Origin of the sequence: Serratia sp. CMO1 (assembly GCF_015689115.1) — a bacterium.
GTDB lineage: Bacteria > Pseudomonadota > Gammaproteobacteria > Enterobacterales > Enterobacteriaceae > Serratia > Serratia marcescens.
The window spans coordinates 2,598,821-2,620,257 of the sequence record NZ_CP065032.1; the positions used below are offsets into that span (position 1 = coordinate 2,598,821).

Genomic DNA, 21,437 nt, shown 5'->3' on the forward strand with positions numbered 1-21,437 from the left:
GTGTTGGCCTTATCTCTGCAGGTGCGGGGATCGTTGACGATGATGATACTCCCTCGCACCGGGCGGTAGAAGCGATCTGTCAGCAAAAGTTGACAGAACTCTGATTTATTGCCGTGGTTGCTGATTTTAAACGCAAGCGGATAACAGCATCGGCGTCATTTTAGCCTACAAACAGAGAGTTATCACAACCAGAATTAATTTTGCAGAGATTTATCACGTAATCACAGGGGGATCGACTGTCGTCAAGTCTCGATTACGTCCGGCGTCGGCGCCGTTGAGAAAACGGCGCTCCTGAGAGCGCCGTCGCGGGGTTATTTGGCCTTGCCGTCGCTCTTTTTCAGCGTATCTTTCAACTGGCCGATCAGCTGGCTGCGGAAATCGCCAAGCTTCGGTTTTTCCCCTTCCAGCCACGGCAGCGGGCGGCACAGTTCCATCGCCTTGATGCCCAACCGCGCGGTCAACAACCCGGCGCCAATGCCCTGCGCCGCGCGCGCCGACAGCCGCGCCGCCAGATCCTGCGACATCCAGTCCATGCCCACTTCGCGCACCAGTTCGGAGGCGCCGGCGAAGGCGATGTTGAGCAGCACCAGCCGGAACAGACGAATGCGGCTGAAGTAGCCCAACTCGATGCCGTACAGCGCGGCGATGCGGTTAATCAAACGGATGTTGCGCCAGGCAATAAACGCCATATCCACCAGCGCCAACGGGCTGACGGCGATCATCAGCGTCGACTCGGCGGCGGAACGGCTGATTTCGCGCCGCGCCTGGTTGTCGAGCACCGGCTGCACCAGTTTGGCGTACAGCTCCACCACTTCACGATCGTTTTGCGTTTCATGCAGCGACGCCTGCCAGCGCTGCAGTGCCGGATGCCCCTGATCCAGACCGGCCTGGCGCGCCAGCTTCTCGCAGAATTCGCGCCCTTGCCCCAGCCCGTGGCTGTGCAACAGCTCGCGCGCCACGTCACGCTCTTCCGCGCGCTGGCGCAGCCGATACAAACGCCGCCACTCGGTGACCACCGAACCGACGCCGGCGAACACGATCAGGCCGCCGGCCACGCCGCCGCCCATGGCGATCCAGTCCTGCTGCACCCAGGCGGTATGCACCCACTGCACGCCCTGCGCCACTACGCTGACGCCGAACAGCGCCAGGCCGGCGGTGACCATTTTGCGCCACAGGCTGCGTTTAGGTTTCAGCGCGGCGTTAATGATGCCTTCGGCGCGCCCTTCTTCCTCTTCCTGCTGCAGCTCCGGCGCCGCCGGAAAGAAGCTTTCCGCCTGTTCGGCATCGAAAGCGACGCCGGCGCGCAACGCCGGCTCCTGCGGCGGCTGCAGCGGCTCGACAAAATCGATACGCGGTTTGATCGGCTCGCTCATCGCAATTTGTCTCCCAATAAAAACTCCATCACCGCATCCAGACGGATGTGCGGCAACGGGCTGTCCACGCTCATGGCGCGCGGACGAAACTCATCGAAGTGGAACCCCTGGCTCTGCCAGAACGCCGGCCCCGGCAGACGGGCGGGCACCTCGCCGGGGAACACCGTCAGCGGCGCGCCGTCGCTCAAGCGGTTGCCCTTCAGCGCCGGGATACGCTGCCCCTGATGATCGACGATGCCGCTCTCGGTCGCCTGCACCGAGGCCAGGCCGACGCAATCCATGCTGATGCCTTCGAACGCCGCATTCTGCCACGCCTCTTGCACCAGCTGTTGCAGCAACGACACCAGATTGGCGTGCTGATCGGCGGTGATATGGTCCGCCTTGGTGGCGGCGAACATCAGTTTGTCGATGGTCGGCGAGAACAAGCGGCGAAACAGCGTGCGCTTGCCGTAATGGAAGCTCTGCATCAGCTGGGTCAGCGCCAGACGCATGTCGTTGAACGCCTGCGGGCCGCTGTTGAGCGGCTGCAGGCAGTCAACCAGCACGATTTGCCGATCGAAACGAACGAAGTGTTCTTTGTAGAAGTTTTTGACGATCGACTGGCAGTAATAGTTGAAGCGAGCGCGCAACATGCCGATGTTGGTGTGTTTGTCGGCCTGCGCCAGCTTCGATTCGCCGATAGTGGCCACGTCAGGCCACGGGAAAAACTGCAGCGCCGGCGCGCCGGCCATATCGCCCGGCAGCACGAAACGCCCCGGCTGAATGAAGTGCAGCCCTTCGCTTTTGCAGCGCAGCAGATAATCGGTGTAGGCCTGGGCGATCGCCGCCAGGCGGTTTTCGTCGACCGGCGCCAGCGGATCGCAGGCTTTGCACAGCTCAAGCCAGGGCTTGGCCCATTCGGCGCGCTCGCCCTGCAGCAGCCCGGTCATCTGGCGCGACCAGGCCAGGTAATCCTGCTCGAGCATCGGCAGATCAAGCAACCATTCACCGGGATAATCGACGATCTCCAGGTACAGCGTGGAGGTGTCTTTGAAGTGGCGCAGCAGCGAGTCGTTGGAACGGTAGCGCAACGCCAGCCGGATTTCGCTGACGCCGCGCGTCGGCGTCGGCCAGGCCGGCGGCGTGCCGTACAGCTGCGCCAGCCCTTCATCATAGGTGAAACGCTGGATGCCGAGATCGCGCTGCGGGATGCGTTTAACGCCCAGCAGGCGCTCTTCGCGCACCGGTGAAAACAGCGGCATGCGCGCGCCGCTGTGCACATGCAGCAGTTGGTTAACGAAGGCGGTGATAAAGGCGGTTTTGCCGCTGCGGCTCAGGCCGGTCACCGCCAGGCGCAGATGGCGATCCATTCCGCGGTTGACCAGCGAGGTTAACTCATTTTGCAGTCGTTTCATTGCTCTCCTTGACGTAACGCCCGAATGCCTTGTTCAGACCTTTACGGAACAGCGGTTCCAACACCAGCGCCAGCACGAAGCGCACCGGTTTGCGGCCGACGGTCTTCAACAGCCAGCCGGCGGCGCCCGCCGGGCCATAGTTCAGTAACGCTATGATGATGACTTTAGCCAATGTCTTCAACATTGCCGCCGCTCCTCGTTTAAATCCACCCGTTCTGGCGGTGTTCGCGACATCGATTTTATTCATGACAATGCCCTCCGGCACAAGACGATTAAGATGACCCTCAACGGGATAACGGCGGCGAAGATGCCCGGCCTGCGCAGGCCGGGCATCGCAAGAAGGGTTATAGCTTGCGGAAACGGCTCTGTACGCCGAAGGTGTCGGACGTCACGTAACGCTCGACCTGACGCAATTGCTGTTCGCCGCTGCCCAGCTCATATTCCAGCTGATCGAGCAGCTGGCGCGGCGTTTTCTGATGCTCGCCCTCGAAACGGCTGGCCGGCGCTTCGTCCAACACGAAGACCAGCGCGATATAGGCCACCAGCGTGAAGAAGAACAGCCCAAAGAACAGCGACAGCACCACCATCACGCGGATCAGGCGCACCGGCACGTCGAAATAATGGGCCAAACCGGCGCAGACGCCTTTCACCATGCCTTCTTCGGGTACGCGATAAAGCTTTTTACTGCCCAGCGTATTGCTCATCAGGACTGTCTCCAGTTCGGGTGTTCCGCATCGAGGATCTCTTCCAGCGCCTGAATGCGTTCACGCATGCGTTTGGCGTCTTCCGCCAGCTGCGCCAGGCGCTGCATTTCTTGCTGACTCAGCTGGATGCCGGTCTGTTGCCGATTGCTGTAATGCAGCCAAAGCCAAATCGGCGCGACAAACAGCACGAAAATTGTCAGCGGAATGGCAAGTAATAAAGCACTCATTGTTATTCCTTCTTATTCGGGTCCTGGATTGGCGGCCACCTCCGGCGTGTGGCCGCGGTTCGCCTTACTCTGAGCGGTTCATCTTGGCTTTCAGCGCCGCCAGCTGCTCACTGATGGCGTCGTCGGCTTTCAGCTCGGCAAACTCTTGGTCCAGCGACTTCTTTTTACCGATGCTGATGCTTTCCGCTTCGGCTTCCATGTGGTCGATGCGGCGCTCGAACTGTTCGAAACGCGCCATCGCCTCATCCAGCTTGCCGCTGTCGAGCTGACGGCGCACTTCACGGGAAGAAGACGCGGCCTGATGACGCAGCGCCAGCGCCTGCTGCCGCGCGCGGGTTTCGGTCAGCTTGTTTTCCAGCTCGCCGATTTCGCTCTTCATGCGCGCCAGCGTTTCTTCTACGGTCGCCACTTCCTGCGTCAACGTGGCGATCAGATCGGCCACCTTTTGTTTTTCGATCAGCGCCGCGCGGGCCAAGTCTTCTTTATCCTTACGCAGCGCCAGTTCGGCTTTTTCCTGCCAGTCGCTTACCTGGCTTTCACCCTGCTCGATGCGGCGCAGCAGCTGTTTCTTTTCCGCCAGCGCGCGCGCCGACGTAGAGCGGACTTCAACCAGCGTGTCTTCCATCTCTTGGATCATTAACCGCACCAGCTTCTGCGGATCTTCCGCCTTGTCCAGCAGGGTGTTGATGTTGGCGTTCACGATGTCGGCAAAACGAGAAAAAATACCCATAATTCACTTCCTCTTGGTTCTGATGGCGTCTGAAGCGCCGCGTTAAGTCGTACAGCTTGCCCAAAGATATAATCAAAACCCGTGCCAACTTTTATATCATTGAAAAACAACAATTCTTTATTTTTGACTCTCCGAGCGCTTGCTGTAGAGTGATTATTTTCACCAAACATTGGCGAATTTCATCATGAACGAACAGCCAGAGAATTTGTTGGGCGAAGCAAACGCCTTCGTCGACGTATTGGAGCAAGTCTCCCAGGTGGCAAAGCTGAACAAACCGGTGCTGGTGATCGGCGAGCGCGGCACCGGCAAGGAGCTGATCGCCCACCGCCTGCACTACCTCTCCAACCGGTGGCAAGGGCCGTTCATCTCGCTCAACTGCGCGGCGCTGAATGAAAATCTGCTGGACTCCGAGCTGTTCGGCCACGAGGCCGGCGCCTTTACCGGCGCGCAGAAACGTCATCTGGGCCGCTTCGAGCGCGCCGACGGCGGCACGCTGTTCCTCGATGAGCTGGCGACCGCGCCGATGCTGGTGCAGGAGAAATTGCTGCGGGTGATCGAATACGGTCAGCTGGAACGCGTGGGCGGCAGCCAGCCGCTGCGGGTGGATGTGCGGTTGGTGTGCGCCACCAACGACGATCTGCCGGCGCTGGCGGCGGCGGGCAAGTTTCGCGCCGATCTGCTGGATCGGCTGGCGTTCGACGTGGTGCAGCTGCCGCCGCTGCGCCAACGCCGGCCCGATATCATGTTGCTGGCCGAGCACTTCGCCATTCAAATGTGCCGCGAGCTGGGGCTGCCGCTGTTTCCCGGCTTTACCGAACGCGCCAGGCAGACGTTGCTCGAATATGGCTGGCCGGGCAACGTGCGCGAACTGAAAAACGTGGTGGAACGTTCGGTCTATCGTCACGGCGACAGCGACAGCCCGCTGGATGAGATCGTCATCAACCCGTTTGCGCCGCGCGAGGCCACGCCGGTCGCGCCCATTCCTGAAGACGCCGCCGCGTTGCCGCCGCTGCCGTTGGATTTGAAACACTGGCAGCTCGAGCAGGAGAAGGCGCTTCTCGAAGCGGCGCTGCAGCAAGGCCGGTTCAATCAGCGCAAGGCGGCGCAGCTGCTGGGGCTCACCTACCATCAGCTACGCGGCATGCTGAAAAAACATGCGCTGCTGCAAAACGGCGAAGCGGACGAGGAATAGCGGGCAAAAAAAAGCCAGCACCCGAGCTGGCTTAAAAAACACTGGAAGCAATGTGAGCAATGTCGTGCCTTCCACATCAGAGCCGCAAACCGTGGCCTTCCGTGAACTGCCAGGCGATGATAATAGTTATCAGTATCGTCTGTAAAGCACTTTGTTGAGAATTTTTCTCATTACCACACGAAGATTGCGCAATTACCACTCAGGGAACGGGTCCGCCATCTCCAGCCAATAGTCCACGCCGGCGGCCATTTCATCGTCGCTCAGCAGGCAGTCATCCAGCAAACGCACGATCGCCGCCTGTTGCAAGTGCTGGCCGATAAACACCAACTCCTGGCGCATGTCGCCGAACGGCTCCACCCATTTCTCCTGAATATGTGCCCGCGTTTCCGGATCCTGCGGCCAATTATCTTGCGGGATAGCGCGCCAAAAGGTGCCCGCCAGGCCGTAATGGGCGATGCCGCCGGCCTGGCTCCACTGCCCGGCCTGTCGCGGACGCGTCGCCAGCCAGAAGAAGCCTTTCGAACGCAGCAGCTTGCCGCCGCCCCAGTCGCCGTTGATCACACGGTAGAACTTGTCCGGCGCAAACGGCCGCCGCGCTTGATAGACAAAGCTGCTGATGCCGTAGCTTTCCGTTTCCGGCACGTGTTCGCCGCGCAGTTCTTTCAGCCAGCCGGGCGCCTGCTGCGCCTTTTCAAAGCTGAAGCTGCCGGTATTCAGCACCGCCTCCAGCGGCAGTTTGCCCGGCGCGATCGGCACAATGCGGGCGTCGGGATTCAGGCTGGCCAGCAGCGCCATCACTTCGCCCTGCTGCGTTGGCGTCAACAGATCGGTCTTGCTGACCAGGATCACGTCGCAAAATTCAATTTGCTCGATCAACAGGTCCGCCACGCTGCGCAGATCGTCCTCGCCCAGGCTTTGGCCGGCCTCCTGTAGGCTTTGCGCCTGTTGGTATTGCTGAATGAAATTCACCCCGTCGACCACCGTCACCAGCGTATCCAGCCGGGCGAATTGGGACAGGCTTTCGCCCGCTTCATCCTCAAAGGTAAAGGTTTCCGCCACCGGCAGCGGCTCCGAGATGCCGCTCGATTCGATCAACAGGTAATCGAAACGCCCCTCCTGCGCCAGTTCGCGCACCGACACCAGCAGATCTTCGCGCAGCGTGCAGCAGATGCACCCGTTGCTCATCTCCACCAGCTTCTCTTCCTGGCGATCGAGATGCACTTCATTCTCTACCAGCGCGGCGTCAATGTTCACTTCGCTCATGTCGTTGACAATCACCGCCACGCGCATGCCCTGCCGGTTGTTCAGGATATGGTTCAGCACCGTGGTCTTGCCGGCGCCGAGAAAGCCGGAAAGCACGGTCACGGGAAGTTGTTTCATGGAAACCTCATTAAAATTCATTGCGTAATGCCTGATAACCGCGCACCAGTTCGACGTTGGTGGCGGCCACTTCTTCCGAAAACTGCAGCGCGCCGCGATCGACCTGGCGATAACGCGACAAATCGCTGTCCGGCCCCACGCGCTCGGTCGAGGGGATATAGCGGTTTTCCGGCAGCGTCACGCCGTCCACCACCGCGTTGTAGCGCACCACGCAGCCGGACTGAACGTGGCAGTTGAACAGCACGCTGTTGAAACCGATAAACACCCGATCGTCGATGCGACACGGGCCGTGCACGATGGCGCGGTGGGCGATCGAGCTGTAACGGCCGATGGTGACCGCCGCCCCGCTCTTGGAATGGATCACCACGCCGTCCTGAATATTGGAGTGCGAGCCGATGACGATCGGCTCCATGTCGCCGGTTGCGTTCAACTCGTCGGCGCGGATCACCGCATACGGGCCGACGTAGACGAAATCTTCGACGATCACCCGGCCGCAAATAATGGCGGTGGGATCGATGTAGGCCAGCGGCGAAACCTGCGGCAGATGGCCGCTGGGATTTTTACGCAGCATGGTGTTCTCCCCGCCAGCTCAGCTCCGCCACCGCATTGTGGGCATGCAAACTCTCCTGATGCTCGACGCGCAGCGAGAAGGCGCGGTAGTCGCACTGGCTGCGCAGCATGCGATACAGACGCCGCGCCGCGTCCTCGCAAAACATCAGGTTCTGACCGTTGGCCAGCGCGAAGGCCTGCTCGTCGCGGCGTTTCACCAGCGTTTGCACCGGCGTGCCCAATGCGTGTTCGATGCGGTCAATCAGTTTCACCGGTTCGAACGCCCTTTCATTCTCGGGCGTTACGGTGATCCAGGCCCAGCTGCGCTGGCTGTGGGGGGTGGCCGGCATCCCTTGATCCAGCAGCCACTCGCTCACCTGCCGCTGGCTGACGCGCTCCGCCGCCTGTTCAAAATCAAACTGAAACTGTTGCTGCGCCAGCTGGCGGCTGAGCGCCGCCGAACTCGGGCAGGTGGAGGAGTAAGGCACGCCGACGGTCAGCGCCAGCGTCAGCGTGCCTGCCAGGGTGGCCTCGATGCGCAGCGGATAAGCTTTCCAACCGCGCTGCGGCGACAGCAGCGCCGGGCGCGACAGCAACAGCTCGCCGCTGAGCGTCAGGCTGGCGCGATCGCTGTGTTCCGGCTGCGAATCCAGAAAAGCCTGCAGCGTCCGATCGATGCGCTGCGGCGTCAGCTCTCCCTGCGTCAATTCGTCCAGCGCCAGATACAGCCGCGACATGTGAATGCCGCGTTCCCCCGCCGCCTCGGCGCGCAGGTTGATACCGGCGTCGACCTTCGCCATCAATGGCTTGCCGGCCAGCTCCAGCGGCAGCGCGATCCCTTGCATCCCGACCCAATCGAGCCCGACATCACTCATTTCGCCGCGCCCTGCCTGAGCGTCCGGCAGCGAACGGCGTGGTGGAAGTGCAACTTCGTTCATACATCCCCTTGCGTTGTTGTGACTTTGCCGGGGAACGGTAACATGTTTTTGTTATATTATAACATAACATAAAAAACTTTTTTCTTGCCGCTGAACGGCCTGATTAATCAAGTCGCAGAAAACTCAGCGATTTTGCTCAATGGATTGGGCTGCCGGTCAGAGTGCGATACACTAACGCTATTGCTGATTAACCCATGAGCCTCTATGCGTGGTTTACCCTTTTGGATACTGTCGTTATGCCTGACGGGCTCTGCCCTGGCCGCGACAACACCGCCCGCGCCCGCCGCCGCGGCGCCGCTGCCGGACATTCGCCAGAGCGGCTTTGTCTATTGCGTCAGCGGCATACTGAATACCTTCAACCCGCAAATGGCCAGCAGCGGCCTGACGGTGGATACCCTGGCCGCCCAGCTGTACGATCGCCTGCTGGACGTCGATCCCTACACCTATCGCCTGATCCCCGAGCTGGCGCAAAGCTGGGAAGTGCTGGATAACGGCGCTACCTACCGCTTCCATTTGCGCAAGGACGTGCCGTTCCAGACCACCGCCTGGTTCACGCCCACCCGCAAGATGAATGCCGACGACGTGGTGTTCAGCTTTGCCCGCGTATTCGATCAGAAACATCCGTATCACGACGTGAACGGCGGCGAATACCCCTATTTCGACAGCCTGCAGTTCGGCGATTCGGTGCAGAGCGTGAGAAAGCTCGACGACTACACGGTGGAAATTCGCCTGCAGTCGCCCGACGCCTCGTTCCTGTGGCACCTGGCGACTCATTATGCGCCGGTGTTGTCCGCCGAATACGCCGACACGCTGACGCGCGAAGGCCATCAGGAGCTGATCGATCGTGAGCCGGTCGGCAGCGGCCCATTCCTGCTCAACGAATACCGCTCGGGGCAATATATTCGGCTGGCGCGCAACGCCGCCTACTGGAAAGGCCTGCCGCGCATGCCGCAGGTGGTGATCGATCTGGGCGCCGGCGGCACCGGCCGCCTCTCCAAGCTGCTGACCGGCGAGTGCGACGTGCTGGCCTATCCAGCGGCCAGCCAGCTGTCTATCCTGCGCGACGATCCGCGCCTGCGCCTGACGCTGCGCCCAGGGATGAACATCGCCTACCTGGCGTTCAACACCCGCAAACCGCCGCTCGACAATCTCAACGTGCGCCAGGCGATCTCGCTGGCGATCAACAACCAGCGGTTGATGCAGTCGATCTATTACGGCACGGCGGAAACCGCCGCCTCGATCCTGCCGCGCGCCTCCTGGGCCTACGACAACGATGCGCACGTCACCGAATACGATCCGGCCAAATCGCGCGAGATGCTGCGGCAGGCCGGCGTCAGCCAGCTGAACCTGAAGCTGTGGGTGCCGACCGCCTCGCAGTCTTACAACCCGAGCCCGCTGAAAACCGCCGAACTGATCCAGGCCGATCTCGGCCAGGTGGGCATCAACGTCACCATCGTGCCGGTGGAGGGCCGTTTCCAGGAAGCGCGCCTGATGGAGATGAACCACGATCTGACCCTGACCGGCTGGGCCACCGACAGCAACGATCCGGACAGCTTCTTCCGGCCGCTGCTGAGCTGCGCGGCAATCCGTTCGCAAACCAACTATGCTCACTGGTGTGATCCGGGCTTTGACGAAGTGCTGCAGAACGCGCTGCTGTCGCAGCAGCTGTCTCAGCGCATCGACAACTACCGCAAGGCGCAGAAGATCCTTGAGCAGCAATTGCCGGTGCTGCCGTTGGCGTCTTCCCTGCGCCTGCAGGCCTATCGTTACGACATCAAGGGATTGGTGCTGAGCCCGTTCGGCAACGCCTCGTTCGCCGGGGTGTACCGTGAATCCGCGCCGGAGGTGAAAAAGTGATTATCTTTACCCTGCGCCGCATTCTGCTGCTGCTGATCACACTGTTCTTCCTGACGCTGGTCAGTTTCAGCCTGAGCTATTTCACGCCGCGCGCGCCGCTGAACGGCGCCGCCCTGCTGGACGCCTATCAGTTCTACTTCGTCAGCCTGCTGCACTGGGACTTCGGCGTCTCCAGCATCAACGGCCAAGCGATCAGCGAACAGTTGCGCGAAGTGTTCCCGGCTACCATGGAACTGTGCCTGCTGGCCTTCGCTATGGCGCTGTTCATCGGCATTCCGCTGGGCATCATCGCCGGCGTGCTGCGCGGCAAGTGGCAGGACACCGCCATCAGCACCTTCGCGCTGCTGGGCTTCTCGATGCCGGTGTTTTGGCTGGCGCTGCTGCTGATGCTGTTCTTCTCGCTGCACCTGGGCTGGCTGCCGGTATCCGGCCGTTTCGACCTGCTGTATCAGGTGAAGCCCATCACCGGTTTCGCGCTGATCGACGCCTGGCTGTCGGATTCGCCGTACCGCGCCGAGATGATCGGCAGCGCCCTGCGCCACATGATCCTGCCGATCGCCGCGCTGGCGGTGGCGCCCACCACCGAAGTGGTGCGCCTGATGCGCATCAGCACCGACGACGTGCTGAGCCAAAACTACATCAAGGCCGCCGCCACCCGCGGCCTGTCGCGCTTCACCATCATCCGCCGCCACGTGTTGCACAATGCGCTGCCGCCGATCGTGCCCAAGCTGGGGCTGCAGTTCTCCACCATGCTCACGCTGGCGATGATCACCGAAGTGGTGTTCAGCTGGCCGGGCCTCGGCCGGTGGCTGATCAACGCCATTCGCCAGCAGGACTATGCGGCGATCTCCGCCGGCGTCATGGTGGTCGGCACGCTGGTGATCACCATTAACGTTCTGGCCGACATTCTGGGTGCGGCAACCAACCCGCTGAAACATAAGGAATGGTATGCCCTTCGATAACGTATACCGCGAGAAAAAGATGCCGAGCCCGTTGCGCTACACCTGGCGGATTTTCTACGGCGACGCGCTGGCGATGATCGGTTTTTACGGCGTGATCGCCCTGCTGCTGCTGTCGCTGTTCGGCAGCCTGCTGGCGCCCTACGCGCTGGATCAGCAGTTCCTCGGTTATCAGCTGCTGCCGCCGTCCTGGTCGCGCTACGGCAACGTGTCGTTCTTCCTCGGCACCGACGATCTCGGGCGCGACATCCTCAGCCGTCTGTTGACCGGCACCGCCGCCACCTTCGGTTCCGCGCTGGCGGTGACGCTGGCTGCGGCGTTCTGCGGGGTGATCCTCGGCGTGTTCGCCGGCGTCACCCACGGGCTGCGCTCGGCGGTGCTTAACCACATTCTCGACACTCTGCTGTCGATTCCGTCGTTACTGCTGGCGATCGTGGTGGTGGCGTTTATCGGGCCCAAACTCGAACACGCCATGCTGGCGGTGTGGCTGGCTCTGCTGCCGCGCATGGTGCGCACCATCTACAGCGCGGTGCACGATGAGTTGGAGAAAGAGTACGTGGTGGCGGCGCGCCTTGACGGCGCTTCCACGCTGCAGATCCTGTGGTATGCGGTCATGCCGAACATCGCGGCGGTGCTGGTGACCGAGTTCACCCGCGCGCTGTCGATGGCTATTTTGGATATCGCCGCGCTCGGCTTCCTCGATCTCGGCGCGCAGTTGCCTTCGCCGGAATGGGGAGCGATGCTCGGCGATTCGCTCGAGCTGGTGTACGTCGCGCCCTGGACGGTGATGTTGCCCGGCGCGGCCATCCTCGTCAGCGTGCTGCTGGTTAACCTGTTGGGCGACGGTATGCGCCGCGCAATCAATGCCGGGGTGGAATAATGCCGTTACTCGATATCCGCAATCTGACGATTGAATTTATGACCGCCGAAGGGCCGGTCAAGGCGGTCGATCGCGTCAGCATGACGCTGACCGAGGGCGAGGTGCGCGGCCTAGTGGGCGAATCGGGCTCCGGCAAGAGCCTGATCGCCAAGGCCATCTGCGGCGTGACCAAAGACAACTGGCGCGTCACCGCCGATCGTTTCCGCTTCGACGACATCGATCTGCTGCAGCTGAGCCCGCGCGAGCGGCGCAAGCTGGTGGGCCACAACGTCTCAATGATCTTCCAGGAGCCGCAGTCCTGTCTCGACCCTTCCGAGAGCATTGGCCGCCAGCTGGCGCAGGCCATCCCGGGCTGGACCTACAAGGGCCACTGGTGGCAGCGCTTCAACTGGCGCAAACGCCGCGCCATCGAGTTGCTGCACCGCGTCGGCATCAAGGATCACGACGACATCATGGGCAGCTTCCCCTACGAGCTGACGGAAGGCGAGTGCCAGAAAGTGATGATCGCCATCGCGCTGGCCAACCAACCGCGCCTGCTGATCGCCGATGAACCGACCAACGCCATGGAACCGACCACGCAGGCGCAGATTTTCCGCCTGTTGGCGCGTCTCAACCAGAACAACAACACCACCATTCTGCTGATCAGTCACGACCTGCAGATGATGAGCAAGTGGGCCGACCGGGTGAACGTCTTGTACTGCGGGCAAACGGTGGAAAGCGCCCAGTGCGAAGAACTGCTGGCGGCGCCGCACCACCCTTACACCCAGGCGCTGATCCGCGCCATGCCGGACTTCGGCCGCTCGCTGCCGCACAAGAGCCGTTTAAACACGCTGCCGGGCGCCATTCCTTCGCTGGAACACCTGCCGATCGGCTGCCGCCTGGGGCCGCGCTGCCCTTACGCACAGAAGAAGTGCATCGAAACGCCGCGCCTGCGCCCGGTCAAAAACCACTTCTTCGCCTGCCACTTCCCGCTGAACATGGAGGAGCAATAACATGGAAACGCTGTTGGAAGTGCGCAACCTGAGCAAAACCTACCGCTATCGCACCGGGCTGTTCCGCCGCCAGCACGTCGAGGCGGTGAAATCGGTCAGCTTTACCCTGCGCGAAGGCCAGACGCTGGCGGTGATCGGCGAGAACGGCTCCGGCAAATCCACGCTGGCGAAGATGCTCTCCGGCATGGTGGAGCCGACCGCCGGCGAGCTGTTGATCGACGATCATCCGCTGGCGTTCGGCGATTATCGCTATCGCAGCCAGCGCATTCGCATGATTTTTCAGGATCCGAGCACCTCGCTCAACCCGCGCCAACGCATCGGCCAGTTGCTGGATGCGCCGCTGCGGCTGAACACCGATCTGGAACCCGCCGAGCGCGAGCAGCGCATCAACCAGACGCTGCGCCAGGTCGGCATGCTGCCGGATCACGCCTACTACTATCCGCACATGCTGGCTTCCGGGCAGAAACAGCGCGTCGCGCTGGCGCGTGCGCTGATCCTGCAGCCGAAAGTGATCGTCGCCGATGAGGCGCTGGCCTCGCTGGACATGTCGATGCGCTCGCAAATCATCAACCTGATGCTGGAGCTGCAGGAAAAACACGGTATTTCCTATATTTATGTCACCCAACATCTCGGCATGATGAAGCATATCAGCGACCAGGTGCTGGTGATGCATGAAGGGGAAATCGTCGAACGCGGCAGCACCGCCGAGGTGTTGGCGGCGCCGCTGCACGAATTGACCAAGCGTCTTATCGCCAGCCACTTCGGCGAGGCGCTGACCGCCGACGCCTGGCGGCGCGACGGCGGCCGTTTTTGAGTCGCGCCGTCACCGCCAAACCCGCTGCGGCGGGTTTTTTATTGCGGTACGCGCCTGCCGCTTAGCAAGAAAACGCACATACAAATTACATTCTTGTTATATATCCTTATATTTTATTCCTTTCAGTTATTGATTAGTCCGTAACATTATTTTATCTCGCCAGGGCGATCGGTGAGGATATCCCCTACGTTGCACTTCTCATACGACAGGATATCGCACTGATGAACAGCATTCACCATCGCCGCCTTACGCAGTTTCTGCTCACGTTGGCAGCCGGTTTTTCTGTTTACGGCCACGCCCTCTGCTGTGATGAGCTGCGCTAAAACCGCCTTTCGCCCCGCCTGCGGGCATGTTGCCTCTTTGTCCAGCCGACGCTGCCGCGCGCAGCGGCGGCTGTTGATCATGATTAAGGATTGACCCTATGGAACGACTCCGTCGACAACATAATGCCCAGTGGTATCACGAAACCCAAAGCAGCGTGCGGGGCGATGCGCCGCTGGAACCGCAGGCGGCCACCCTTCGCGATCGCTTTCTGCTGGGGCTGGGCGCCTTCGCCGATGAAGCCTTAAACAATGCGCTCAGCGCTCGCGCCGGCGTGTTCAGCGCCTCGTTGGCCGGCTACCATGCCCTGTTTCCCGACCAGGTGCCGCTGTCACGATACGTGACATTGTCACCCTACGATCGCCTCAGCACCGCGTTGACCGTCGCTCAGGTGACGGGCGTGCAATCGCTTTGTAGCCACTACGCCGCTCGCCTCGCCCCTCTGCACAGCCCGGACGCCTCCCGGGAAAGCAATATCCGCCTTGCTCAGATCACCCAATATGCCCGCCAGCTTGCCAGCCAGCCCACGCTGATTTGCCGCAAGGCGCTGCAACAGCTCGCCGACGTCGGGCTGAGCCCGGCGGATATCGTCACCTTTTCGCAGGTGATCGGTTTTGTCAGCTATCAGGCGCGCGTGGTCGCGGGTGTCGCGGCGTTGGCCGGCCGGCCGGCGGTGGTGGTGCCCGGCTTCCCTAACGTCGAAGACGCCGATGGCGTCGCGTTCAGTGCCGAAGAGTTAAGCTGGACCGCGCGTCTGCCGCCAATCGACACGGAAGCCGCCGCCGCCGAACAGCTTGATGTGCTGGATCAGAGCCACCCGCAGGCGCGCGCCGAATCTTATTATCTGCTGTTGGCGCACGATGCCGCCGCACTGCGCGAGCGTAACGGGGTGTTCAACGGCATCAATGCCGAAGGATATGGGTTATCGAGCCGCCTGAAGGCGCTGGCGACGCTGGCGGTCTCGCGCATCAACGGCAGCCATTACTGCGCGGCCACCGTCGCGCAAGAATTGCAGGATGAGGGATTGGTTCAGGCGCTGTTCGCCGGGCTGCCTCAGGGACTGGCGTATACCGAAGACTCGGTAAAACTCGCGGTGATGCGCACTGCCGCCGAGCTGACTCGCGCACCGGAGAAGTTCACCCCGCAGAGCGTGCAGCCGTTGTTCAACAGCGGCCTGAATCAGGCGCAGGCGCTGGAAGTGATCCTCACCGCCGCGCTCTACGCCTGGGAAAATCGCCTGCGCCAAACGCTGGGCGATGCGGAACCGGCGCAACCGGCGCCGTGATCTGTCATCACTGAGTTGACGGCTAGCGTCCTTCGCCGTTAACTCACCCTTCTCTGTTTCGGCGAAAAACTTCACCAAAATATAAATTGATAAAGCAAAAATCCAAACACACTTCATTTATCAGGATTATGATTCGTTTTGTTCTAGCATCGGCGAAAAACAGGGTTCGTCAAAATTATGTCTGCAAACAAAGCAATAGGCAGATTGCGCCATCGCTCAATTCTGTAACCGTTCTCATCGCATAAGCAGTAAAACAAGGTTTTAACCCTGCTAATTAATAGATGAACTCATTAACACTCCTAACCTTTCAGCAGTGGTCGTCTTGCTATTTCGTTTCTATGATTAAGCCGATAGCGGCGTTGTGATGCCCCCTTTTAAATATTCAACAAAGATAAACGCTCGCCGTTATTCCCATTATTTTAATTTTCTATCACAGCAAAAAAAATATTGTGAGGTAACCCTATGTCTGAACAAGAACTTAAATCCAGCAACAGTATCGTTAACGTGATTGTCGTCATCGATACCGATGCCCTGATAGAAGCATTCGAGAATAACAACCCCAGCCAGGACGCCGGCAACCCGACGGGCATTGGCCATCAATACGCCTATATGGTCGTCACCTCCGAACAGGTGATCGGCGGCTCCGGTACGGCGGACCTGAATTTTAAAGCCAATGTCGGCGACGTCATTCGCTGGACCGGCACCTCGGAATCCGCCAATTTCGACGCCAGCGTGCTGATCTACGGGCTGCCGCAGTTCGGCAGCGGCACCCAGGTTTTCTCCAACCCGACCTTCAAAATGTATACCCGCAGCTCGATGATGCCGGCGCAAAATACCGTATTCCCCGTCAGCTTCACCAACCAAACCTATTGGTTTATACAGGCGGACATTACCAATACCGGCACGGAAAACTATTGCATCCAATTTGGCCTTTATTATCGGCCAAACGGCGGCGATCAGAAATTACTGGGTTATTTCTATTGGGATCCGACCATTACCATCAGTAATTAACATGATTTCATCGGCCGTTAGAGAAAACATGATTATGGCCCCGTGGGGCCATAATCATGGGGGAACATCGGATAAACTTAAACGTCTCTATTCCTTTTGCCGACGCAGCCACTCGCTGGCGGCATCGAAGAATTTTTGCGCCAACGGCGTGGCGCGCTCCGCCATATCAACCACCACCGCCGCATGGCGCGGCATGGCGGCGATGGCCACCGGCCGCCGCTGCAGTTCCGGCATCAGCGGCGATTGCAACTGGCCGCGCGGGAACAACCCGCAACCCAGGCCGACGAAAATCCCTTCCAGCAGTTGGAAGATCGAAGCGGTTTCCAGCCGCGGGTGCAGCGTCAACCCGGCGTCGCGGAAATGCTGATCGAGATAGCGGCGAAAATACCGCGTCGGCTCGGCCAGGCACAGCGGCAAGGCGGCCACCGCCTCCAGCGGCAACGGTGTGTCGCCCACCAGCTTAGGGAAGTGTTGCGGATGAAATACCAGCTCAACGCCGGTTTCCACCAGCGGTTGTGATTGAAAATGCAGTTCCTTCAGCGTCGACAGCTCGAAAAAGCCGATGCCGATGTCGACGGTATGCGCCGTCAACGCCTCCAGCAGTTGATCGGCGCTCAGCACCGCCAGCCGGTAATCAAGATGCGGATAACGCTCGCTGACCGCCTTGAGCATTTCCGCCACCGAGATGCTGCACTGCGGCACCACGCCAAGGCGCAACGTGCCGTGCAAACCGTGCTTGAGCGACTCCACCTCCAGCTTCAGCCCCTGGTAAACCGAGACAATCTCACGCGCCCACGCCAGCACCCGCTCGCCTTCGGCGGTAAAACCACCGAAATGGTTGCCGCGGTTAATCAGCGAAACGCCCAGCTCTTTTTCCAGGTTTTTCAATCGCATGGACAGCGTCGGCTGGCTGACGAAGCTGGCCTCCGCCGCCCGACCGAAGTGGCGTTCCCGTTCTAAATTACACAAATAAATCAGTTGTTTAATATCCATAGCGCGGCTCAATGATCGGCATTCGCGCTCAGTATACCACCGGGCGTCGTCGCTCGCCCGGTGAGTCAGAGCTTCAGCTTCATGTAATCCATCAGGCGCGAGAACACGCCGCCCTGCGGCACCGCCTGCAGCGCCACCAGCGGCAGGGTTTTCACCACCTGGCCATTATCGCTGATGCGGATCTCGCCAACGGTTTGTCCTTTGTTGATCGGCGCTTCCAGCCGCGCGGCATTGATCACGTACTGCGCCTTCAGTTTGTCCGCCTCGCTTTTCGGCAGGCTGAGCGACTGTTCTTGCGCGCTGCCGACCGGCAAGCGGTGGCTTTCTCCGTACCAGACCGGTTCGTCCCCCAGGCTCTGGCCGGCGCTGAACAGGTGCACCGTGGTAAAGTCGCGCAGCCCCCACGTCAACAGCTTACGCGCCTGTTCCTCGCGGCCTTTGGAACTTTTGCCGCCCATCACCACGGCGATCAGGCGGCGATCTCCTTCGGTGGCGGAGGCGATGATGTTGAAGCCGGCCGCGGCGGTGTGCCCGGTTTTCAGGCCGTCGACGTGCAGAGTCTTATCCCACAGCAGGCCGTTGCGGTTCTGCTGCGTGATGCCGTTCCAGGTCAGCGATTTCTCGCTGTACATGTGGTATTCCGCCGGCTCGCTCATGATGATGGCGCGCGCGATCACCGCCAGATCGCCGGCGGTGGTGAACTGCCCTGGCGCATCCAGCCCGTGCACCGTCTCAAAATGGGTGTTCTGCAATCCCAGCTGGGCGCTCTTCTCATTCATCAGCTTGACGAAGTTGGCCTGGCTGCCCGCCACATAGTCCGCCATCGCCACGCAGGCGTCGTTGCCGGAATCAATGATGATGCCGCGGCTGAGATCGCGAACAGTGACCCTGTCACCAGGCTTCAGGAACATCAGCGAGGAGCCTTTGAACACCGGGTTGCCCTGCGCCCAGGCGTCTTTCCCCACGGTGACGACATCGTCGAGGCCAATCTTGTGCTGGTCGAGCGCGTGGTCGATCACCAAGCCGGTCATCAGTTTGGTCAGGCTGGCCGGATTGCGCCGCTCGTCGGCATTGCCGGCGGCCAGCACCTGGCCGGTGGTGTAATCCATCAAAACGTAAGAGGCGGCGTCTATCGCCGGTGGCGTCATGGTGGGAAAATGAGGCGTCATTTCCGCCGCCTGCGCCGCCAAAGGCAATAACATACCACCGATCACTACTGATACTGAACGCTTCACGCTGTGTTCCTCAGGCCCGCAGGCTAAATAAAATGCCAATATAATCCGCGAGATAGACTGCATGAATTCACTTTCAGACGAAACCTTTACTCTTTTGCAGCGGGTGTCTTTATGCAACCATTTGTTTAGGTCAACATCCATCTGCGATAGATATGCTCTATGCCGCCATTGCACCATTCGATTAGACGCCCGCCTGCCGCGCTCCTAAACTTGTGACATAAATACGCAAAACGCATAAAAAAGCGTTTACTTTTTAGCTACAACCACCTGCGAAGTGTCACCATGAAATTCAAACCGTCAATCAAGCCTTATACCGGCCCGGCGGGCGGCTGGGGTTCGCTTGAAGCCACCACCCGCTTTGTCCTCGACAGTAAACAAACGCTAAAAAACATGCGCAACCTGATGCGCGTCAACAAGGCACGCGGCTTCGACTGCCCCGGTTGCGCCTGGGGCGACGACAATCACAGCACCTTCAGCTTTTGCGAAAACGGCGCCAAAGCGGTCAGTTGGGAAGCGACGCGCAGCGCCGTGGAGCCTGAGTTCTTCGCCGCCCACAGCGTCAGCACCCTGCAGCAGCAGAGCGACTATTTCCTCGAGTATCAAGGGCGTCTCACCCATCCGATGCGCTACAACGCCGAAACCGACCACTATGAGCCTATCCATTGGCCGGACGCGCTGGCGCTGATCGCCAAACACATCAACGGCATGGACAACCCGAACCAGATCGAGCTGTATACCTCGGGCCGCGCCAGCAACGAAGCGTCGTATCTTTATCAGCTGTTTGGCCGCATGCTCGGCACCAGCAACTTCCCCGACTGTTCCAATATGTGCCACGAAGCGAGCGGCGTTGGGCTGAAGCAGAGCATCGGCGTCGGCAAAGGCACCATTCGCATCGATGACTTCGAAAAGGCCGACGCCATCTTCGTGTTCGGTCAAAATCCCGGCACCAACCACCCGCGCATGCTGCACAGCCTGAAAAACGCCGCCCGACGCGGCGCGCGCATCGTCAGCTTTAATACCCTGCGCGAACGTGGGCTGGAAAGGTTCGCCGATCCGCAGGATCCGGTGCAGATGCTGACGCCAAAATCCTCGCCGATCAGCTCTTCCTATTACCAGCCGAATCTGGGCGGCGATATGGCGGCGGTGCGCGGCATGGTGAAAGCCCTGCTGGAAACCCACCGTCAGCGCCTCGCCGCCGGTGAACCCGCCCTGTTTGACCTGGCGTTTATCGAACGGCACAGCGTCGGCGTAGAGGCTTATCTGGCGCAGGTGGACGCCACCGAATGGCGGACCATTACCGCGCAATCGGGCCTGAGCGAAGCGCAATTGCGCCAGGCGGCGGCCACCTACCAGGGCGCCGAACGGGTGATCTGCACCTGGGCGATGGGCGTGACTCAGCATAAGCACTCTATTGCAACGGTGCGTGAAATCACCAACCTGCAGTTGTTGTTCGGGCAACTGGGCAAACCGGGCGCCGGTTTGTGCCCGGTACGCGGCCACAGCAACGTCCAGGGCAACCGCACCATGGGGATCGATGAGAAGTCGCCGAAGGCGCTGCTCGACAGCCTGGAACGCCACTTTAACTTCACCGCCAATCGCGCGCTGGGCCACAACACGGTGGAAGCGATCGAAGCGATGCTGCGCGGCGAAGTGAAAGTGCTGATCGCGCTGGGCGGCAACCTGGCCGCCGCGGCGCCGGACACCGAGCGCACCGCCCGCGCCCTGCGCAACTGCGATTTGACGGTGCATATCAGCACCAAGCTTAACCGCAGCCACCTGGTGACCGGCAAAGACGCGCTGATCCTGCCGACGCTCGGCCGCACCGAACTGGACATGCAGGCCAGCGGCTCACAGTACATCACGGTCGAGGACTCGTTCAGCATGGTGCACGCCTCGGAAGGCATCGGCAAACCGCTGGCGGACACTCAACGTTCGGAGACAGCGATCGTCTGCGGCATCGCCGACGCCGTGCTGGGTACGCAACAGCTGGACTGGCTGGAATTGGCCGACGACTACTCGCTGATCCGCGATCACATCGCCGCCACCATTCCCGGCTTCGAGGATTTCAACCGGCGCTGCGAGCAACCCGGCGGCTTCTACCTGGGCAATGCCGCCGCCGAACTGCGCTTCGCCACGCCAAGCGGCAAGGCGGAATTCAGCGACGCCGCGCTGCCGACCACCCTGTTCCCGCAGCTGGGCGGCGAGCAAGCGCCGTTTACCCTGCAGACGCTGCGCTCGCACGATCAGTACAACACCACCATCTATGGTCTGGATGACCGCTACCGCGGCGTTTACGGTCAGCGCGAAGTGCTGTTCATCCATCCGGAAGATCTGGCGGCGCTGGGCCTGCAGGATGGCGAACGGGTAGAGATAGAAACCCTGTGGAACGACGGCGTGGTACGTAAGGTGGATGGATTCAAGCTGGTGAGTTACGACATTCCGCGTGGCAACCTGGCGGCCTACTACCCGGAAACCAACCCGCTGGTGCCGCTGGCCAGCTTCGGCGACGGCACCGGCACTCCGACGTCGAAGTCGATCCCGGTGGCGATTCGCCGCAGCGAGCAGCAACCGTCGCTGCGCATCGCCTGAAAACGCGCGCCCGG

21 protein-coding genes are annotated in these 21,437 nt (G+C 60.7%); 9 read left to right on the forward strand and 12 right to left on the reverse strand.

All coding sequences use genetic code 11. The annotated features are described in order from the left end of the window. Nucleotides 1-311: 311 nt before the first annotated feature. The 6 genes from IT763_RS12365 to pspA all read right to left on the reverse strand — a co-directional run bounded on the left by IT763_RS12365 (nucleotide 312) and on the right by pspA (nucleotide 4,428). On the reverse strand, nucleotides 312-1,373 hold the full coding sequence (locus tag IT763_RS12365) for a YcjF family protein (protein ID WP_206194756.1): 1,062 nt from the start codon (nucleotides 1,371-1,373) through the stop codon (nucleotides 312-314). Further along, a complete protein-coding gene (locus IT763_RS12370; RefSeq protein WP_016927559.1) occupies nucleotides 1,370-2,767 on the reverse strand; it encodes a YcjX family protein in 1,398 nt (465 codons plus the stop codon). The genes IT763_RS12365 and IT763_RS12370 overlap by 4 nt, the downstream gene beginning before the upstream one ends. Further along, nucleotides 2,748-3,014, reverse strand: coding sequence for a phage shock protein PspD (pspD, locus tag IT763_RS12375; RefSeq protein WP_031299672.1), 267 nt, complete (start codon nucleotides 3,012-3,014; stop codon nucleotides 2,748-2,750). Before pspD ends, IT763_RS12370 begins: the two co-directional genes overlap by 20 nt. Before the next feature lie 97 nt (nucleotides 3,015-3,111). Further along, the gene (gene pspC, locus IT763_RS12380; RefSeq protein ID WP_015378011.1) at nucleotides 3,112-3,471 is read right to left on the reverse strand and encodes an envelope stress response membrane protein PspC; all 360 of its coding nucleotides are present in this window, start codon (nucleotides 3,469-3,471) and stop codon (nucleotides 3,112-3,114) included. Further along, on the reverse strand, nucleotides 3,471-3,698 hold the full coding sequence (pspB, locus tag IT763_RS12385) for an envelope stress response membrane protein PspB (protein ID WP_004930553.1): 228 nt from the start codon (nucleotides 3,696-3,698) through the stop codon (nucleotides 3,471-3,473). The genes pspC and pspB overlap by 1 nt, the downstream gene beginning before the upstream one ends. Nucleotides 3,699-3,762: 64 nt before the next feature. Continuing rightward, nucleotides 3,763-4,428, reverse strand: coding sequence for a phage shock protein PspA (gene pspA / locus IT763_RS12390; RefSeq protein ID WP_004930555.1), 666 nt, complete (start codon nucleotides 4,426-4,428; stop codon nucleotides 3,763-3,765). Between the two features lie 184 nt (nucleotides 4,429-4,612). Between pspA and pspF the strand changes: the two genes are divergently transcribed. Continuing rightward, nucleotides 4,613-5,620, forward strand: a complete 1,008-nt coding sequence (gene pspF, locus IT763_RS12395) for a phage shock protein operon transcriptional activator (RefSeq protein ID WP_049299379.1) — start codon at nucleotides 4,613-4,615, stop codon at nucleotides 5,618-5,620. A 192-nt stretch (nucleotides 5,621-5,812) separates the two neighbouring features. Here pspF and zigA read toward each other — a convergent pair whose 3' ends face one another. The 3 genes from zigA to folE2 are packed head-to-tail and all read right to left on the reverse strand — an operon-like array spanning nucleotide 5,813 to nucleotide 8,487. Continuing rightward, entirely contained in the window at nucleotides 5,813-7,000 is a 1,188-nt protein-coding gene (zigA, locus tag IT763_RS12400) for a zinc metallochaperone GTPase ZigA (protein ID WP_049299380.1), read from the reverse strand. Between the two features lie 10 nt (nucleotides 7,001-7,010). Next, complete coding sequence (locus IT763_RS12405; RefSeq protein WP_016927555.1) at nucleotides 7,011-7,571, reverse strand: carbonate dehydratase; 561 nt, start codon at nucleotides 7,569-7,571, stop codon at nucleotides 7,011-7,013. Then, nucleotides 7,561-8,487, reverse strand: a complete 927-nt coding sequence (gene folE2, locus IT763_RS12410) for a GTP cyclohydrolase FolE2 (RefSeq protein WP_049299382.1) — start codon at nucleotides 8,485-8,487, stop codon at nucleotides 7,561-7,563. Before folE2 ends, IT763_RS12405 begins: the two co-directional genes overlap by 11 nt. A gap of 204 nt (nucleotides 8,488-8,691) precedes the next feature. Here folE2 and sapA point away from each other — a divergent pair, with 204 nt between their 5' ends. The 5 genes from sapA to sapF are packed head-to-tail and all read left to right on the forward strand — an operon-like array spanning nucleotide 8,692 to nucleotide 13,989. Next, entirely contained in the window at nucleotides 8,692-10,344 is a 1,653-nt protein-coding gene (gene sapA / locus IT763_RS12415; protein ID WP_016927553.1) for an ABC transporter substrate-binding protein SapA, read from the forward strand. Then, nucleotides 10,341-11,306: a putrescine export ABC transporter permease SapB gene (sapB, locus tag IT763_RS12420; RefSeq protein ID WP_016927552.1), complete on the forward strand. Its 966-nt coding sequence runs from the start codon at nucleotides 10,341-10,343 to the stop codon at nucleotides 11,304-11,306. Before sapA ends, sapB begins: the two co-directional genes overlap by 4 nt. Further along, complete coding sequence (gene sapC / locus IT763_RS12425) at nucleotides 11,293-12,183, forward strand: putrescine export ABC transporter permease SapC (protein ID WP_004930580.1); 891 nt, start codon at nucleotides 11,293-11,295, stop codon at nucleotides 12,181-12,183. Before sapB ends, sapC begins: the two co-directional genes overlap by 14 nt. Next, a complete protein-coding gene (gene sapD / locus IT763_RS12430; RefSeq protein WP_016927551.1) occupies nucleotides 12,183-13,175 on the forward strand; it encodes a putrescine export ABC transporter ATP-binding protein SapD in 993 nt (330 codons plus the stop codon). The genes sapC and sapD overlap by 1 nt, the downstream gene beginning before the upstream one ends. Nucleotide 13,176: 1 nt before the next feature. After that, nucleotides 13,177-13,989: a putrescine export ABC transporter ATP-binding protein SapF gene (gene sapF, locus IT763_RS12435; protein ID WP_016927550.1), complete on the forward strand. Its 813-nt coding sequence runs from the start codon at nucleotides 13,177-13,179 to the stop codon at nucleotides 13,987-13,989. 146 nt (nucleotides 13,990-14,135) lie between these two features. On the opposite strand, the gene IT763_RS12440 is transcribed toward sapF, so the two are convergent. Beyond that, nucleotides 14,136-14,393, reverse strand: coding sequence for a hypothetical protein (locus IT763_RS12440; protein WP_049299383.1), 258 nt, complete (start codon nucleotides 14,391-14,393; stop codon nucleotides 14,136-14,138). 17 nt (nucleotides 14,394-14,410) lie between these two features. Between IT763_RS12440 and IT763_RS12445 the strand changes: the two genes are divergently transcribed. Both IT763_RS12445 and IT763_RS12450 read left to right on the forward strand, forming a co-directional pair. Then, the gene (locus IT763_RS12445) at nucleotides 14,411-15,595 is read left to right on the forward strand and encodes a carboxymuconolactone decarboxylase family protein (RefSeq protein WP_049299384.1); all 1,185 of its coding nucleotides are present in this window, start codon (nucleotides 14,411-14,413) and stop codon (nucleotides 15,593-15,595) included. Between the two features lie 462 nt (nucleotides 15,596-16,057). Continuing rightward, a complete protein-coding gene (locus IT763_RS12450; RefSeq protein WP_015378018.1) occupies nucleotides 16,058-16,606 on the forward strand; it encodes an inclusion body family protein in 549 nt (182 codons plus the stop codon). An 87-nt stretch (nucleotides 16,607-16,693) separates the two neighbouring features. On the opposite strand, the gene IT763_RS12455 is transcribed toward IT763_RS12450, so the two are convergent. Continuing rightward, nucleotides 16,694-17,599, reverse strand: a complete 906-nt coding sequence (locus tag IT763_RS12455; RefSeq protein WP_004930593.1) for a LysR family transcriptional regulator — start codon at nucleotides 17,597-17,599, stop codon at nucleotides 16,694-16,696. 65 nt (nucleotides 17,600-17,664) lie between these two features. Beyond that, nucleotides 17,665-18,834, reverse strand: a complete 1,170-nt coding sequence (gene dacD / locus IT763_RS12460; protein WP_206194757.1) for a serine-type D-Ala-D-Ala carboxypeptidase DacD — start codon at nucleotides 18,832-18,834, stop codon at nucleotides 17,665-17,667. Between the two features lie 282 nt (nucleotides 18,835-19,116). Here dacD and IT763_RS12465 point away from each other — a divergent pair, with 282 nt between their 5' ends. Continuing rightward, on the forward strand, nucleotides 19,117-21,423 hold the full coding sequence (locus tag IT763_RS12465) for an FdhF/YdeP family oxidoreductase (RefSeq protein ID WP_016927545.1): 2,307 nt from the start codon (nucleotides 19,117-19,119) through the stop codon (nucleotides 21,421-21,423). Nucleotides 21,424-21,437: the final 14 nt, after the last annotated feature.